Here is a 16,350-nt window from a genome sequence, read left to right on the forward strand (position 1 = left end):
TTGGAAGAATTAAAATGAGTATAAAAATCCGATGCTTAAAGCCTGAGCAAACTGTACTTTGTTGCTTTGGTCGTCATCATAAACCATAATGGCTCCCAAGTTAACATTCACATACTTGTTAATTTTAGCTGTTAGCATTGCGTCGAGGCGGTTATCAATGTTCCCGGGTCTTTTGAAGCTGGAAAACATCAAATATCTGAATTTCAGATTCACATCCTTCGCAATATCCTTATCAAAATTGGCTACGATTTGTATCAGAGCAGCCTCAGTCCTGAACCTTTTGCCAATGGGCACGCCGTAGTTATTCTGATCGGGTGTGTTGATATATAAATTCCGATCTAAAACAATGGTTTGACGCAACGCTCCGGGTGCAAAATCAATAAAGAAGTAAGACGCAGGACGAAATTCTATACCGATCGCCTCTGTCACATATGCCGGGGAAAATATGCCGGAAACCTTCTTTTTTGAGTCCGTAGAATCGGGTGCAGCGGAATAATTATATCCGTCTCCAAATTGCGAGAGGAAGTTAACATTAGCAAAAAGGCTCCATTTTGAACCGATGGACCGGTTGTATTTGGTATCAAAAAAGATACGGTCCACATTCTTGCGGCTTTGCTGCCCTTTATTCCGTACGATTCCATATTGAGACTGAAAATCGTTTCTCCAAGCGTTTTTTCCCTTTATCTTTTCATTAAGCGCATTAAAAAATAGGCCTAATGCAACCGAATTGACACCACCACCCGTCCAGTTTGAGCTGAAAGAACCCTGATTCAGGTTAGCGCCAAATTCAATTTTTTTCCAGGCTGTATCGCCGGGAATTTTCAATTTTCCGGCATTCAGCGGATTACTCAGATCTACGGTTTGTGCTAAACCGGGCAATGTTATTGAAAACAAAAAGATAATGAAGAAGTGGCGTTGAAATATTCCGCTCATTTCAAATGCTTTTGGTGAATAAAATCCAGAGTTTCACTTCTGGTCTACGTTGGAAGGGAGCTTGTAGTCGTAAGTAATTAATAGATTATCAAATTTCATAACTCTTGGCTGAAATTCACAGAATATGATATTTCAAGATATATATGTCTGAGCTTCTCACGGGAGCGTAACAGCCTCATTTTGACGGCACTTTCTGTTATTTGGGACAATGATGCTATGTAGCGGATGCTCCGGTCATCCATATACTTCATGTATAGCAGGGTCTTTTCTTCGGGAAGCAGCTGGTCGAGGGCTTGTTTTAATATCTTCGTGTTAACCTCTTCTGTTGCAAAAACACTGTCCAGATCTATGTCCTCAATGCAATCTGCGTTTTCGGCGTGCACGGTGACCACCTTCTTTTTATTGGATCGCATGAGATCCATGCAGTGGTTATACGTAACCGTGTAAAGCCAGGTGGAGAATTTTGCTCCCTTCTTAAACGTATTCATTTTAAATACTAATTTAAGAAAAACGTCATGGGTGAGGTCTTCGGCCTTGGAGGCGTCGCGCGTAAGTGAATGGCATTTCTGAAATACTTTCAGCGCATATCGGTCATAGAGTTTCTCAAAATATCGGTTTTCCCCCGATTCAAGAAAAAGCTTAACCAATTCCTCGTCTGTTACATTATGCGGTGCATAATTTGCGAATTTGTCAACCATCTTAATTCAAAATCACTGTATAGCGCGTGTCCAAAAAATTAATGGATTAATCAATTTTTTGTAAATATTAAAAAACAACGCCTGGTATACAAATAGATACCAGGCGTTGTCAATATTATTTTATAAGAAGTGCGTCCTAAGCGCCGATTGCCACTCTTTTGAAAGATTTAACCGTTAATCCCTTAGCAGTTTTTTCTAATAACTGACGGATTGTTAGCGAAGAATCCTTTACGAATTCCTGGTTCAACAAAGTGTTGTCTTTATAGAATTTCTGAAGTTTTCCCTGAGCAATTTTCTCAAGCATTGCTTCTGGCTTACCTTCTGCTCTTGCTTGTTCTTTACCTACTTCGATCTCACGCTCAACTGTTGCGGAATCTACTTCGTCTTTATCCAAAGCGATAGGCTTCATCGCAGCGATCTGCATAGCAACGTCTTTTCCAAGCTCGCTTACATCTGTTCCGTTCACGCCTTCAAATGCTACCAAAACGCCCAATTTACCATTGGAGTGGATGTAAGGAACCACTTTGTCAGCTGTTACATTTTCGTAAGAAACGATTTCAAGTTTCTCTCCAAGCTTTCCAACCAGGTCAACGATATGCTCGCTAACAGGACGGCCATCAGACAATGTAGTTGAAAGCAAAGTCTCTTTGTCAGAAATGTTATCTGCAACTGCTTTGTCCAAAATGCTTTGAGCAAGATTTTTGAAATCTTCAACATTGGAAACGGGCTCAGTTTCGCAAGCAAATGCGATCAATTTACCATTGGTTCCGTCAGCGCTGATCGCTACAACCACTGTTCCTTCTGAAACTGCATTGTCAGCACGCTTAGCTGCTACTTTTTGTCCTTGCTTACGAAGAATATCAACGGCTTTGTCAAAATCACCGTCAGCTTCCTGAAGTGCTTTTTTACAATCCATCATGCCCGCGCCAGTCATCTGGCGGAGTTTGTTTACATCTTGTGCGGTAATTGCCATGATCTATTTTAGTATTGATTATTAAAAAACTATAGCCCATAGCAAAAGGGCTATGGGCTACTTTTATCTGTTCAGACAGGAAAAGGCCGAAACCTTATTCCATATCGCCCTGATTACTCTTCATCACCTTCAGCAACGCTTGGCTCTGCGGCAACTTCGGCACGAGGGGCAGCAGCAGCCGCTTCTTCATTGCCTTTGTCAACCTGACGCTTCGCTTCTTCTTCCTCTACCAGGCGCTGATCGTCTTTATCTTGTTTGCGTTCCATCAAACCTTCTTCGATTGCTTTTCCAATGGCCAAAGTGATCAATGAGATAGCTTTGTAAGCATCGTCATTGCTTGGGATCGGGAAGTCAACTAATTCTGGGTTTGAGTTGGTGTCGCAGATTGCAAAAATGGGGATGTTCAATCTTTTTGCTTCTGACACTGCAATGTGCTCGCGTTTTACATCAACGATGAAAAGGGCAGCAGGAAGACGAGTTAAGTCAGCTACACCACCTAACACTCTTTCCAATTTATCCTTTTCACGTGTAAGCATCAGGCGTTCTCTCTTCGCTATATTGCTAACCGTGGTTTCGTCTTTTAGCATCTTCTCAAGAGTCTGCATTTTTTTCAAAGACTTGCGAATTGTGCCGAAGTTTGTAAGCATACCACCCAACCAGCGATCAGTTACGTAAGGCATTTTAAGGCGTTTTGCCTCTTCCGTTACGATTTCCTGTGCTTGTTTTTTAGTAGCAACAAACATGATCTTACGTCCTGAACGAACGATCTGCTTCAAAGCGGCTTCTGCCTGATCGATGCAGCTCAAAGTTTTGTTCAGGTCAATGATGTGGATCCCGTTCTTCTCCATGAAGATGTATGGAGCCATACGTGGATCCCACTTGCGGGTAAGGTGACCAAAGTGTACACCTGCATCCAATAGTTCTTTATATTCTATTTGTGCCATTACAGATTAATGTTTTGAAAAAATGTCTTAATAAAATTACGCAGCACAGCACATCGGGCACGATAAGTACTGTCTGGACATTGGGATATTAACGTTTCGAGAACTGGAATCTCTTACGAGCCTTAGCGCGACCGTATTTCTTACGTTCAACCATACGAGGGTCACGGGTAAGGAATCCTTCTTTTTTCAACGCGCCACGGAATTCTCCGTTGTATTCGCAAAGTGCGCGGGAAACAGCCATACGGATTGCTTCCGCCTGTCCTGAAATTCCACCGCCTCTTACATTCACTTTAAGATCATAACCATTTCCTCCGCTGATCACAGCAAAAGGTTGCTGAAGAACAATTTGGTGAACTTCAAATGGAAAGTATTCTTTGTAATCGCGTCCGTTTACTTTAATATCTCCTTTACCTGGCGTCATATAAATACGAGCCACGGCTGTTTTTCTTCTACCTATTGTGTTGATAACTTCCATGAATTACAACTGGATTTCTTTTGGTTGCTGAGCGCTGTGCGGGTGTGTTGCATCAGCATAAACAAACAGATTTGTGAATAAACGACGTCCCAAACGGTTCTTTGGAAGCATGCCTCTTACGGCCTTCTCGATTACCCGACCTGGGTGTTTTTCGAGCAACTCACGGGGAGTTTGAAAACGTTGACCTCCTGGGTAGCCTGTATGACGAACATAAATTTTGTCGGTCATTTTTTTACCTGTCAACTTAATTTTATCGGCGTTGATAATGATAACATTATCACCACAGTCCACATGAGGAGTGTAATTTGCCTTGTGCTTGCCTCTGATAATTTTCGCAACTTCACTTGCCAAACGGCCTAAAATTGCATCCTGAGCATCCACAACAACCCACTCCTTGTTCACTGTGTTTTTGTTCGCCGAGATGGTTTTGTAGCTTAACGTATCCACGATTAACAAAAATTTTAATTGATTTTCAATAAATTACACTGTAACAAGACAGTCCCATCGCAAAATGGGAGTGCAAATATAGAGTTTAACAAATTGAATAACAAGTATGTTTGAGAAATTTCGCCCCGCAGCAGGAATCCATGCATATTTGCAGTTTATGCGGCGGTTAATGCAGCAATGGAAAACTCAGCGCGGCATACGGCATTCCATAGTTTTGTGAGACACGGCGCTGCCTGTTGTCCAGGAACACTTTGTTGTCAACGGCATCATGTGTGCGGTAAGCGATGTGCCCGTACAGATATCCGATTTTGACGCCGATTCCCCTCGTCAGATAGATCCGTGCGTATGCTTCGGATTGTCCGTTATAGTTTTCCAAAAACAAGGGTACAGCATTAAAAATCACCGGTGAAGTGGATAACCATTGATTATAATTAGGTGCACCAACACCTGGCGTCGTGGTGATTTTTTCATAAAAAGCCTTCCTCTTTGACCCAAAAGCCGCCCCGATCAGGTCTGTGTTAACGCCAAGATCTATTTTCCAGAACCGTAAGTTTGCCCCTACCACAAAACTTAAACCATTGGCAGACACTTTTCTGTATTCCAGATAATCCTGCGGAGAGCCGGTTTTTGTGTATAAATTGGTGCGATCAGCATAGTAACCCCACGCCCGGATCCCGAGCCCGAACCGTAACCAGGGAAGGCGGTTTAAACTTATTTGCTCATAATATAATACCGAAGGTGCAAAGGACTTATCGTCACTGAAACCAGTCCCAACATCAATCACCGCACTTGCCTCCGATTGGGTTTGACCATAAACATTGATCGTGCTGAGCGCTGCCGCAAGAATCGCAAAAACGTAAAAAAGCTTCATTCGAAACATTTAAAATAAATATTAGTGTGAGAAAACAACATGAACAGACTTAACCTGAAAGTAAATATAGTTTACGGCTTTTGAAGAATTACGATATTCTTTTTAACGGAATGCTTCGCTTATCTGGCGGAAGCAGACAGCTGATTTGCGAAATTAACTTTATGCCATATCTTAGGGCAGATATAACGCTTTGTGAATGAAAATTTCTTTCGTTGGTTCCGGTAATGTGGCCTGGCATCTTGCACAGGCCTTTGAAGACGCCGGTCACTGGATTTGTGAAGTATATAGCCGCGACACCCAAAAAGCCCGCCAACTGGCTTCCTACCTGTATGACACCAACATTCAGCCGGACCTCAATTTCGCCGAAAGTGAGGCGGATCTGATCGTCATTGCCGTTTCGGACGATGCATTGGAAAGCGTAATTGAACGCATTGTGCTCCCCGAAGGCGTTATCCTCGTTCACACATCGGGAACAAGATCGCTCGCGGAATTTCAAAATTTGATTGAGATTTACAGCGACGTATATGTGCACACCGGTGTTTTTTATCCGCTTCAAACCTTTACGAAAGGACTGGAAATGGATTATAAAGAATTGCCTTTTTGCATTGAATCAAAGAACGAACTGATTGAAAATAAGCTTATTCAGCTTGCGCAGAGTGTGAGCGATAATGTGAGCCGCATGGATTCCGATGAGCGGTTTATCCTGCATGTAGCGGCAGTTTTTGCCAGCAATTTTACCAATTACCTTCTCACGGTTTCTCAAAATATGCTCGAAAGGGAACAGCTGAATTTTGATTTGCTAAAACCACTTATCCAAACCACCATTCACAAAGCATTACTTTCTAATGATCCTTCGCTAGGCCAAACCGGGCCTGCGCGCCGCGGCGACTGGAAAACGACGAACCGGCATTTGGAATATTTGCAGGAAACCAATGAGGATTGGACCGAGATTTACAGACTGCTCACGGATAAGATCAGGAACTTCTACATTTCAAAATAATAGCAACCCTCACTGTTCCTAAAAAGTTAGGCTATATTTGCGGAATTCCACAATTCACGATTTCATGGATCAAGCATTAATAGACCGTTTTAAACGCATTACAACCTTTATTTTCGACATTGACGGCGTCATGACAGACGGAAGCGTGATCGCGCTGGAAAGTGGCGAGCAGCCGCGAAGCTTTAATGTAAAGGATGGTTACGGCATTAATCGTGCGATCAGGATGGGTTATCGTGTGGCGATTATTTCTGCCCAAAATCAAATGGGCGTCCGTAAACGACTTGAATATCTGGGAGTTCAGGACATTTTTATCGGAACTTCACCCGATGGAAAACTGCCGATTTTCAAAAAATATCTGGCAGAAACCAACCTCACCGAAGACGAAATCGTTTTCATGGGCGACGATCTGCCCGATTATGAAGTGATGCGGACCAATGTGCTGAGCGCTTGTCCGGCAGATTCAGTGGATGAAATCCTCGCATTATCAGATTATATATCTCCAAAAAACGGTGGTCACGGCGCAGTCCGCGACCTGATCGAGCAAGTAATGAATGTTCAGGGTAAATGGATGGCTTGGTTTCAATAATCGGTCAAAGCAGAAATCAGGCTTAACGAAGTGGAAAAAAAGCGTTACTTCCCAAATCTCAACGGAATCCGGTGCATTGCGGCCATGCTGGTTGTATTTCATCATTTGGAACAGGCAAAACATGCTTTGGGAATTGCCAATATTTACGAACTCCCTATTATTCAGCATGCAGGACGACTCGGAGTCGGCCTTTTCTTCGTTTTGAGCGGATTTTTGATCACGTATTTATTACTTGAAGAACGCGGCCGTTTTGGCGATGTCGATGCTAAAAAGTTTTATCTGCGCAGGGTTTTCAGGATCTGGCCCATTTACTTCCTGATCATCGGCCTTTCTTTCTTCGTGTTCCCGCACATCGAGTTGATGAGTTTTCCGGGAACAGATGAAAAAATCACGGTTAATGCCGCCGAAAGACTAACATTGCTATTATTGGTTTTGCCCAATTTCGCATTCGTGCTGTACGATCTGCCTTACTGGTGTGCGCAAACGTGGTCTATCGGCGTGGAAGAGCAGTTTTATTATTTATGGCCCTGGCTGATCAAATATCCAAAACGGCGCATTCCGATCATCCTGCTGTTCCTGGGGATAACGGCTGCTATTCTGTTCATTGGCTTACATTATGTAAATGTTGATGAAGAAACGAAGAGCACGATGATCTCGACTTTTTTAGGTCAATTCAGGATACAGACGATGGCGCTGGGCGGGCTGTGTGCCTGGCTGGTTTACAAGCAAAAAACGCAGATCCTTCGAGTGATTTTCAGAAAAGACCTTCAAATTATCGTTTACACGCTGCTGATTGCGCTTTTCATATCAGGCATTCACTTTTACGGCTTCCTTGAAGTTTACGCCCTTTTCTTTGCTTTCTTTATCCTGAATGTTTCTTGTAATCCGAACACGATAGTGAGCCTGAACAACGCTGTCATGAATCATTTGGGTAAAATCTCTTACGGACTTTACCTGTATCACGTGGCCGTGATCGTCTTCATTATAAATGTTTTGAATAAATATTTACCGAACTGGACAGGCACATCCTACCAAATTGGCCTGTATGTGTTGACTTTTATAGGATCCGTTGCCGTGGCGTCGCTTTCTTATTCCTATTTCGAAAAACCGTTGCTAGCCTACAAAGACAAGCGGTTCGGGAGATAAATATCACTTCGTATCAGCCAATTCCGACATGGTGTAAAATTTCAATTTCTGCCGGTCTGCTTCTTTCAATATTTGTTCAAGAAACGGCACATCAAAGCCATACTCACCATTTTTGGGCTTTCCATACAAAGGCTCGTGCCCAAACAACATCAACGCCTTGTTATCGGTTTTGGCTTTTTCGAGTGCTTCTTTCATTTCCGCCTCAGTCAATCCGGAGTCTTCGTCGATTAGCAGCGCATCGACAATGCGTTCACTATCAAAATCATAATAAATCCAGGGCATTAGTCTTGGCGCCAGTGCATACATTTGAAAACCCATTATTTTCCTTCTTGATATAGCCACATCACGTAAAATTTTAAAGCCGCTGGCTAGTAACACAGAGTCGACCTGATCATTGTGATTTCCGCCTGGATGTGCGTAGGAAGTGGGATTAAAGCCTGCTTTGGCCATATACGAAAGGCCGGGAGCTAATTCTATTTTTTTATAATTTTCCGGCCCTGCCATGATCAGTTCGGTTGATTTACCATGAATGGTGCCGTGAAAACCGATTTCATGGCCGTCGCTTTGCAATGTTTTTAGTTTTGAAACTTCGTCGGCTGTCAGGCTGTCGGGGCATGTTACGAAGAATGTGACCTTTGCATTGTATTTCTGAAATATGGGTCTTAATGCAAACCATTCATTGATAAAATGATCGTCAAATGATATCGCTACGCCTGCTTTTTCATTTGTTTGTGCATTCTGCCGGCAATGCATCATGCAGGTTCCGGCACAAAGAATAATGCATTTAATGAGGCAATGACGCAGGAATGTTACAGTTGAATATTTCAATTCTTACCGGATGAAATGTTATTTTCGCTAAATTAATCACACAAAATGAAAATCCTCCACACCGCCGACTGGCACATTGGTAAAAAGCTCGACAATTATTCCAGGCTCGAAGAACAACGGCTTGTACTGGCAGAAATTTGCGGGATCGCCGAGGCCGAAAATGTCGATGCGGTCGTCATAGCAGGTGATTTATTTGATAATTTCAACCCCTCTTCGGAAGCTACCGAACTATTATACAGCACATTACATCGCTTATCAGCCAACGGAAGCCGTGCCGTGATCGCCATTGCAGGCAACCACGACTCTCCCGAACGCATTCAGGTTCCCGACGCATTGGCGAAAGTTTGCGGGATCATTTTTGTTGGTTTTCCAAATACTGAAATCTCACAATTCTGCACGCAGGCAAAAGTCGATATTTTGCGCACGGCAAAAGGTTTTATCGAAATAGAGCTGCCTAATGCAAGTTTTCCGCTCAGAATTTTACACACGCCATATGCCAACGAGCAACGCTTGAAGACGTTTTTGGGCGTAGAGGACTCTGAAGAAGCGTTGCGGGTTCATTTACAGCAACATTGGCAGGAACTGGCGGATCAATATCTGGACGACGCCGGTTTTAACCTGCTCATGACGCACTTATTTGTAATGAAAAAAGGTGAACCGATGCCAGAAGAACCTGAGGAAGAGCGCCCTATTCTGCATATTGGAGGCGCGCAAGCTATTTACACCGAAAACTTCCCAGACAAAGTCCATTACATTGCCCTGGGACATTTGCACCGTTATCAAGTCGTAGACAAGAAGCCCGCGCCCGCCATTTATTCCAGCAGCCCCCTCGCATACAGCTTTTCTGAGGCCAATCAGACCAAATATGTCGTCCTGATCGAAGCCGAAGCTGGCAAACTAGTTTCCTATCATCCGATAGAACTTACAAAAGGCAAAAAACTGCGCAGAAAAAGCTTTAATGACATTGATCTGGCCATTGAATGGCTCGGCGAACACAGCGAAGACTTGATCGAACTCACCATCATTTCTGACAATTACCTGGAAGCCACCGACAAGAAACGGCTGAACGAAGCCCATCCCGGCATCATCCAGATCATTCCTCAGATCAAAAAGAACGAGCTGTCCACCACCAGCACAGAAATCGATCTCTCCCTAAGCATGGAAAAACTTTTCCAGGAATATTTCAAAACAAAAAACAAAGGCCAGGAGCCCTCGGATGGATTAATGGAGGTTTTTAGGGAAGTTTTAGGGGCTGAAGAGGAGGTTTAAATACTAAAAACGTGCATTACCATTCATGATCGCCTTCTCAAATCTTTGTTTGATCTGCGACAACGGCAGTTTGGCTCTCAACTTTGGAGGATCCATTTCCAGATCAATGTCTTCGAAATAGGATAATGATTTCAAAGCAATTACGGCGTTCATATGCGGGTACTTGATTTCAAAGAAACCTATCATTTCATTCAAACTGAACTGTTGCAGCAGGAAATAGATATCAACAAAGTCTTTTAACCGCTTGCCAGAGTTAATAATTGCATTCAGCTTCATTGCGGATATGTCGGCAGCTGATAGAAAGGAGATCCCTTCTTCTTTGATAGGTGCATTAATTAAGGCATAATTGTGGCGTATAAAGTCTGTTTTAACATTATTAATGAAAGTAAAAAGACTATTCCCCTTCTTCGAAGAAACTTCAATAGTAAATTTAACTTGCAGCAAATCAATCACTTCCTCAACGTCGAAAGGCTCGTTAGTAAACAGATCAATGTCAATTGAATTCCGGTGTCCGATCTGCAATGCGAGCGAAGTCCCTCCTACCAGATAAAATTTGCTCAATTCCGGAAGAGCCTGAATTTGCTGAATCAGCTGAAACGTTTCAGGATCAATTATAAAAGGATCTTTATGTAGCATTTACAAAATCTGAGTTGATAAATAATCTGGAAAAGCGCTTGTCCTTCTCCTCCATTTGTGAAGACCATTCAATGGTTTCAATAATCTGGCTTTTTGAATAGAATCTGATCATTTCGCGCCAGTTTTCAAGATTTCCGCGTTCCAGAATGCGCTCGATAACAATCTTATATGATCTTTTAAAGTCAAAAGTTTCGTAATCGAATTCCCAAAGCAGGCGCGATGGAATGTTCGGCTTATCAGCGCTTTGCATAATCTTTTGTTAAGGCCTCTGTAAATTTACACTAATCGGGGAAACTGCCAATCAAACCTTTCATTAACAAAAAAACGACAAGCAATCTAAGATCGCTTGTCGTTCAATGTTTATATGCTCCTTAACCCTTAGCTTGCCCTTCTGAGCTTGGCTTCGATGGTTTGCTGTGTATGGGGGACGATTCTTAGTCTTTCTTTTGGGATTAGTTTGCCGGTGTCGATGCAGATGCCGTAAGTGCCGTTTTTAATGCGTACCAAGGCATTTTCAAGCTGGATAGAGTATTTCTGCAACCTCGCCGCTAACTGGCTCAGGTTCTCGCGTTCGCTGGCATCAGCGCCGTCTTCTACAAGTTTAGCAGAACCGGCAGTAATGTCCGTTCCGCTGTCGTTCTTTTTACTTAAACCTCCTTTAATATAATTAAGCTCACTCATTGTGGCCTCCAACTTTCCGCGAATAAGCTCCTCAAATTCCCTGAGTTCTTCCTCCGAATATCTTGTGCGTTCTTCTTGCATAATCTTAATTGATTTATAAATCTTTATTAAGGAGCGTTTCAAAGTACAAAAGTACTAGTATTCTGCCTATTTTGGAATAATTTACTACAACAAAGCGGCTGACTAAAAAATCTAACTCGTAGTGACATCCGGCTCTTTAACGGACAAAGCCATAACCCGGATCAGGAAATGGCTTTGTTAATCTTTTTCGCTTCTTACTTATAAAGCACTGATTTCACAGCTTCCACTACGCGTTTGACGCTCGGCAGAATCTCCTCGATCAATGTTGGCGCATAAGGAAGCGGCACATCGCGGTTGGTTACGCGGATCACCGGAGCGTCCATGTAATCAAATGCGTGACGCTGAATATGATATGTGATTTCTGTCGAAATGGATGCTAGCGGCCAGGCCTCCTCGACAACCACACAACGATTTGTTTTCTTAACAGACTCAATCACAGCAGGATAATCGATAGGACGGACTGTTCTCAAATCCACAACTTCTACATCAATTCCTTCTTTTTCCAATTGCAAAACAGCCGGCATAACCACGCGTGGGATCATTTTACCAAAGGAAACAATGGTAACATCCTTTCCCTGACGTTTTACATCTGCTTTTCCCAAAGGGATCAGATATTCTTCCTCAGGAACCTGCATTTTATCACCATACATCACTTCCGATTCCATGAAAATAACGGGGTTATTGTCGCGGATAGATGATTTAAGAAGTCCTTTTGCGTCATATGGGTTTGATGGAACAACCACTTTCAATCCTGGCGTGTTGGCAAACCAGTTCTCGAAATTCTGAGAATGCTGTGCGCCCAGTTGCCCTGCATTACCGGTCGGTCCGCGGAAAACGATGGGGCACCCATACTGGCCGGCAGACATGGAAAGAATTTTGGCAGCGCTGTTGATGATCTGATCGATCGCAACCAGAGAAAAGTTGAAAGTCATGAATTCAACAATCGGGCGAAGTCCGTTTCCGGCTGCTCCTACCGCGATCCCTGCAAAGCCAAGCTCAGCAATAGGCGTGTCGATTACGCGCTCGGGACCGAATTCGTCCAACATTCCCTGACTTGCTTTATAGGCGCCGTTGTATTCTGCAACTTCCTCTCCCATTAAAAAAATACTCTTGTCAAGGCGCATCTCTTCCGACATGGCGTCGCGAATGGCATCTCTGAATGCTAATTCTTTCATTCGTAATTTTATAATTATTTAAATCTTAGAAGAAACCGTTGCAAATCCGCGCTATGTGCAGGAATCAAACCGCCCGGTTACATTAAAAGAGGTTTTGTATACTTATTTCAAAATGATGTGTAAAATTAGAGAAACAAGGTCAATTCTCAAATTCTTTATCCGAACTATTCTTCACACCGGAATCACATCCACCTCCACCGAAAGCGTATGCTTTCCATAACTGAAAATGATCCCCTTTAATGGCGGCACATCGCTGTAATCACGCCCCCAGGCAGTGACAATGTGCCGTTCTCCCGGAACAACATTGTTTGTCGGGTCAAAATCACACCAGCCATGATCGGGAATATAAACCGAAATCCAGGCGTGCGAGGCGTCGGAGCCTTGTAATTTCTGTTTTCCGGGCGGCGGCAATGTTTCCAGGTAACCGCTCACATAACGCGCTGCAAACCCGAAACTACGGATGCAGGCAATGGCCAGATGCGAAAAATCCTGACAAACACCCTTCCGCGCAGCGAGCACTTCCTTAATGGGCGTATGAACTGTCGTAAAATCAGGAACGAAGTCAAATTGATTGTAAATCTTGCTGCAAAGCGTTTTTACACATTCATACAAAGGCATGTCTTCCTGAAAACAATCGCGGGCAAACTCACGGACCTCCTGGTCCCACTTGACCATAGGACTCGGGAGCATATATTCCAGCAAAGAAATTTTCATCGCGCGATCTCCAAGCAAGCGCTGCCGGGCCATTTCAAACGACTCTTCCGAAGGCAAAAACAATGACCCGTTGGCATCCACAAGCCGCTCAACCATGGCCGTTGTAAGCACAGTAAGCGTCTTATGCGGCGAATGCAGGGAAAAATAATGGGTTGTATTTCCGTAAAAATCCTTCCGATCAATGATCTGCGAAGGCTCCGGAGAAATGTTAATGGTAAAATTCTTGCACAACTGATCAGGCAAAGACCGGGGCGTCAGGCATAGCAGGCTATGATAATTGTTCACGGCTTCTGCGTATTTGTATTCCGTTTTATGGATCAGTTTATATTTCATCCGTGCTGTAATCCATAGGATCATAAAATGAATGATGCATGAGCGTATGGCTGAAATACATGTTCGTCAGATTCACTGAAACGGAGCCAATAAGCCTGGAAACTTCGGAAAGCAGATGAAATAATTCCTGCCTTTCAAACACATTATTGCATTTGCTCAACTCGGTTACGTCGGCCAGCTTCACCAGTGTAGATGCTTTCAAAACGTATTTCTGGGCCTCGTTAAGCCGCTCGCTTCGGGTTGTTACGGGCAGCCTGCCAATGTTGCTTTTGAGCTCATCGAGCATGTAAACCAGTGAGTAAGGCAATGTTTTTTCCAACAAAACCATATCCAGCATCGCTTCCACACTTAAATGCGACTTATATATCTGACGATAATTAACCAGTAAATGATGGTTGATCAATGTGGCCTCTATCAGCTCATTTTCTACGCCGGGAGCATTTTTGACACCAAAATTAGACTGGATCACGCTCACACGCGACAAAATCCGCTCGATAAGCTTGCCCGTTTCCAGCAATAAAAAGCTGTTATCACGTGGCATACTTTCAGCGATCACGCCCAGGAATGTGAACATATTATTAAACAACCCATCCAATGTCTTCTGAATGTTGTTGTTATGCATAGATGAGGCATTACGGATCTCGTGATAACCATTATCGATGAGGTCCACGATTCGCCAGATCTCCTGGTCCCACTGGTTTCTTACTGCGCCTACTGCATTCAAAAATGAACCGATATTGGCTGCAATGGTTCCTGCCCTGCCAGTGTTGGAAATAAGGTCAATGATCTCAGTATAAGGATCTGCCATCAGATCTTCTTCCTTCAGAAACCCCGGATATGTGGACGAAAGGTGGGTTAATGACTGCAATAATATCTTAATGTGCTCCTGCTTGGCCGAGCCGCCGAAATTCCTGTCCAGGTTCAGCACATTAATGGTAATGTTCATAAACTTGATCACAGCCATCGTCCGCTCGCAATAACGGCCGATCCAGAAAAGGTTTTCCGCACTGCGGCTCGGGAGCGAGACGTGCTTATTAACCGAAACCGGGGATGTATAAACAATCTTCTCCTGAATATCTTCCGTTTTATCAGACACAATCCACGTGTCCTTCGACAATCCGCCGTATTGATTTGAAATCACAAAACGGTCCTTCACCGGCGAGCTTCTTGTCAATCCGCCCTGCATCACGTGATAACCATCTTCATCAGCAACCAAAAAAGCCCTTAATGCAGCATAGCGCGGTTCAATGTTACCATTGATCAGCGATGGCGTTGTGGACAAGCTTACTTCCTGCTGGGCAATGAACTCGTGCGGACGCTGAATGATCATTCTTTTCAGGTCGTCCTTCTCATCAGAAGTCAGCAGCCTGCCGTAAATAGACCTGAACCTCGTTTTTCGGTTTGCTTTCTTGATAATCAGCTCATCCATGTGATCCAGCACATATTTAAGCTCTTTCGAGTGCCCGCACCACCAGGTGGCAACGGACGGCATAATGAGTTTTTCACCTAAAAAATATGTGCATATATTGCCCATGAAGGCGTGAAATGCATGATTTTCCAACACGCTTGTTCCCGGTGCATTCAAAACCTGCACATTCCCAAGCCGAATGGCCTGTAACAATCCCGGAACACCTAATCTTGAATCCTCGCGCAATTCCAGCGGATCACACCAGTCGTCATCGATACGGCGGATGATGACGTCCACTTTTTGCAAACCGTCAATCGATTTCAGCCAAACACTGCCATTGCGAACGAGCAGATCGTCGCCCTGTGCCAGCGTGTAACCCAGGTAGGAAGCCAAATAAGCGTGCTCGAAATAAGCTTCGTTATTTGGCCCGGGAGTCAGATAAACAATGTTAGGAGCATCTTTCCTTTTATCGGATAGTTTTAAAACCGTGTTTTGAAGACTGTTGAAATACGGCGATAATTTACTCACATACATTCCCTCAGCCAGTTCGGGAAGCAGCTTACTCATCACCACACGGTTTTCCAATGTATAACCCGAACCCGAAGGCGCCTGCGTCCGGTTATCCACCAGCCACATTTGCCCGTCCGGCCCACGCGACATATCCGCTGCATAAAGCGTCAGCTGTTTTTGGGCGGGAACCTTTATATCCACGCAAGGACGAAAGAAGCCAGTGTTATCAAAAACCAGTTCGGCGGGAATAATGCCATCTTTAACCAGGTTTCTTGGTCCGTAAAGGTCTTTCAGGATTAAATCGAGCAGGATGGCGCGTTGCTGTAAACCTTTGGCAATGCCGTTCCATTCTTTTTGTTCGATCAAAAAAGGGATCGGGTCCAGCTGCCAGGGACGGTTGAGGCCGTCGGGCGTGCCGTAGACATTATAAGTAACCCCATTTTCACGAAGCTTACTGATGATCTCCTGGTTCCTGCTTTTCAGCTCATTCAGGCCTAGCTTTTCCAGTTTAGAAAAAAGGGCTTTCCAGTACGGCTTTACATTACCATTCAGATCGAGCACTTCGTCGTAAGAACTAAGCCCGCTTTGATATGACTGTAAAAGATCCACGGGAGCCTCGGTAAGCATAATTCAATCAGTAGG

At 43.8% G+C, this 16,350-nt stretch carries 18 protein-coding genes; 4 read left to right on the forward strand and 14 right to left on the reverse strand.

Going from position 1 to position 16,350, the window contains the following annotated elements; all coding sequences use genetic code 11:
* Positions 1 to 9 precede the first annotated feature (9 nt).
* The 7 genes from L0659_RS19630 to L0659_RS19660 form a co-directional block, all read right to left on the reverse strand.
* Complete coding sequence (locus L0659_RS19630) at positions 10 to 933, reverse strand: DUF3078 domain-containing protein (RefSeq protein WP_235128292.1); 924 nt, start codon at positions 931 to 933, stop codon at positions 10 to 12.
* Positions 934 to 1,028: 95 nt separating this feature from the next.
* Entirely contained in the window at positions 1,029 to 1,631 is a 603-nt protein-coding gene (locus L0659_RS19635) for an RNA polymerase sigma factor (protein WP_235128293.1), read from the reverse strand.
* 136 nt (positions 1,632 to 1,767) lie between these two features.
* Positions 1,768 to 2,604: a translation elongation factor Ts gene (gene tsf, locus L0659_RS19640; RefSeq protein ID WP_235128294.1), complete on the reverse strand. Its 837-nt coding sequence runs from the start codon at positions 2,602 to 2,604 to the stop codon at positions 1,768 to 1,770.
* A 113-nt stretch (positions 2,605 to 2,717) separates the two neighbouring features.
* The gene (gene rpsB, locus L0659_RS19645) at positions 2,718 to 3,548 is read right to left on the reverse strand and encodes a 30S ribosomal protein S2 (protein ID WP_235128295.1); all 831 of its coding nucleotides are present in this window, start codon (positions 3,546 to 3,548) and stop codon (positions 2,718 to 2,720) included.
* An 88-nt stretch (positions 3,549 to 3,636) separates the two neighbouring features.
* Complete coding sequence (gene rpsI / locus L0659_RS19650; protein WP_026631735.1) at positions 3,637 to 4,023, reverse strand: 30S ribosomal protein S9; 387 nt, start codon at positions 4,021 to 4,023, stop codon at positions 3,637 to 3,639.
* Between the two features lie 3 nt (positions 4,024 to 4,026).
* Positions 4,027 to 4,470, reverse strand: coding sequence for a 50S ribosomal protein L13 (gene rplM, locus L0659_RS19655; RefSeq protein ID WP_026631734.1), 444 nt, complete (start codon positions 4,468 to 4,470; stop codon positions 4,027 to 4,029).
* Between the two features lie 166 nt (positions 4,471 to 4,636).
* The gene (locus tag L0659_RS19660; RefSeq protein WP_235128296.1) at positions 4,637 to 5,341 is read right to left on the reverse strand and encodes a hypothetical protein; all 705 of its coding nucleotides are present in this window, start codon (positions 5,339 to 5,341) and stop codon (positions 4,637 to 4,639) included.
* Positions 5,342 to 5,537: 196 nt separating this feature from the next.
* Between L0659_RS19660 and L0659_RS19665 the strand changes: the two genes are divergently transcribed.
* The 3 genes from L0659_RS19665 (at position 5,538) to L0659_RS19675 (ending at position 8,073) form a co-directional block, all read left to right on the forward strand.
* A complete protein-coding gene (locus L0659_RS19665) occupies positions 5,538 to 6,341 on the forward strand; it encodes a Rossmann-like and DUF2520 domain-containing protein (RefSeq protein WP_235128297.1) in 804 nt (267 codons plus the stop codon).
* 64 nt (positions 6,342 to 6,405) lie between these two features.
* Positions 6,406 to 6,927 carry an HAD family hydrolase gene (locus L0659_RS19670; protein ID WP_235128298.1) on the forward strand — a complete coding sequence of 174 codons (522 nt, stop codon included), beginning with the start codon at positions 6,406 to 6,408 and terminating at the stop codon, positions 6,925 to 6,927.
* Positions 6,928 to 6,957: 30 nt separating this feature from the next.
* Entirely contained in the window at positions 6,958 to 8,073 is a 1,116-nt protein-coding gene (locus L0659_RS19675) for an acyltransferase (protein WP_235128299.1), read from the forward strand.
* 3 nt (positions 8,074 to 8,076) lie between these two features.
* Here L0659_RS19675 and L0659_RS19680 read toward each other — a convergent pair whose 3' ends face one another.
* Positions 8,077 to 8,901 carry a polysaccharide deacetylase family protein gene (locus L0659_RS19680; RefSeq protein ID WP_235128300.1) on the reverse strand — a complete coding sequence of 275 codons (825 nt, stop codon included), beginning with the start codon at positions 8,899 to 8,901 and terminating at the stop codon, positions 8,077 to 8,079.
* A 45-nt stretch (positions 8,902 to 8,946) separates the two neighbouring features.
* Between L0659_RS19680 and L0659_RS19685 the strand changes: the two genes are divergently transcribed.
* Positions 8,947 to 10,170: an exonuclease subunit SbcD gene (locus L0659_RS19685; protein WP_235128301.1), complete on the forward strand. Its 1,224-nt coding sequence runs from the start codon at positions 8,947 to 8,949 to the stop codon at positions 10,168 to 10,170.
* Between the two features lie 3 nt (positions 10,171 to 10,173).
* On the opposite strand, the gene L0659_RS19690 is transcribed toward L0659_RS19685, so the two are convergent.
* The 6 genes from L0659_RS19690 to L0659_RS19715 all read right to left on the reverse strand — a co-directional run bounded on the left by L0659_RS19690 (position 10,174) and on the right by L0659_RS19715 (position 16,335).
* The gene (locus tag L0659_RS19690; protein WP_235128302.1) at positions 10,174 to 10,806 is read right to left on the reverse strand and encodes a nucleotidyl transferase AbiEii/AbiGii toxin family protein; all 633 of its coding nucleotides are present in this window, start codon (positions 10,804 to 10,806) and stop codon (positions 10,174 to 10,176) included.
* Positions 10,796 to 11,056, reverse strand: coding sequence for a DUF6922 domain-containing protein (locus L0659_RS19695; protein ID WP_235128303.1), 261 nt, complete (start codon positions 11,054 to 11,056; stop codon positions 10,796 to 10,798). The genes L0659_RS19690 and L0659_RS19695 overlap by 11 nt, the downstream gene beginning before the upstream one ends.
* 128 nt (positions 11,057 to 11,184) lie before the next feature.
* Positions 11,185 to 11,571 carry a TraR/DksA C4-type zinc finger protein gene (locus tag L0659_RS19700; RefSeq protein WP_233854227.1) on the reverse strand — a complete coding sequence of 129 codons (387 nt, stop codon included), beginning with the start codon at positions 11,569 to 11,571 and terminating at the stop codon, positions 11,185 to 11,187.
* Between the two features lie 191 nt (positions 11,572 to 11,762).
* On the reverse strand, positions 11,763 to 12,743 hold the full coding sequence (locus L0659_RS19705) for a pyruvate dehydrogenase complex E1 component subunit beta (protein ID WP_026631727.1): 981 nt from the start codon (positions 12,741 to 12,743) through the stop codon (positions 11,763 to 11,765).
* Positions 12,744 to 12,914: 171 nt separating this feature from the next.
* Positions 12,915 to 13,790, reverse strand: coding sequence for a transglutaminase family protein (locus L0659_RS19710; RefSeq protein WP_235128304.1), 876 nt, complete (start codon positions 13,788 to 13,790; stop codon positions 12,915 to 12,917).
* Positions 13,780 to 16,335 (reverse strand): circularly permuted type 2 ATP-grasp protein, encoded by a 2,556-nt coding sequence (locus L0659_RS19715; RefSeq protein ID WP_235128305.1) that lies wholly within the window; start codon positions 16,333 to 16,335, stop codon positions 13,780 to 13,782. The genes L0659_RS19710 and L0659_RS19715 overlap by 11 nt, the downstream gene beginning before the upstream one ends.
* Between the last annotated feature and the right edge of the window lie 15 nt (positions 16,336 to 16,350).

The organism is Dyadobacter sp. CY347 (assembly GCF_021502655.1).
Classification (GTDB): domain Bacteria; phylum Bacteroidota; class Bacteroidia; order Cytophagales; family Spirosomataceae; genus Dyadobacter.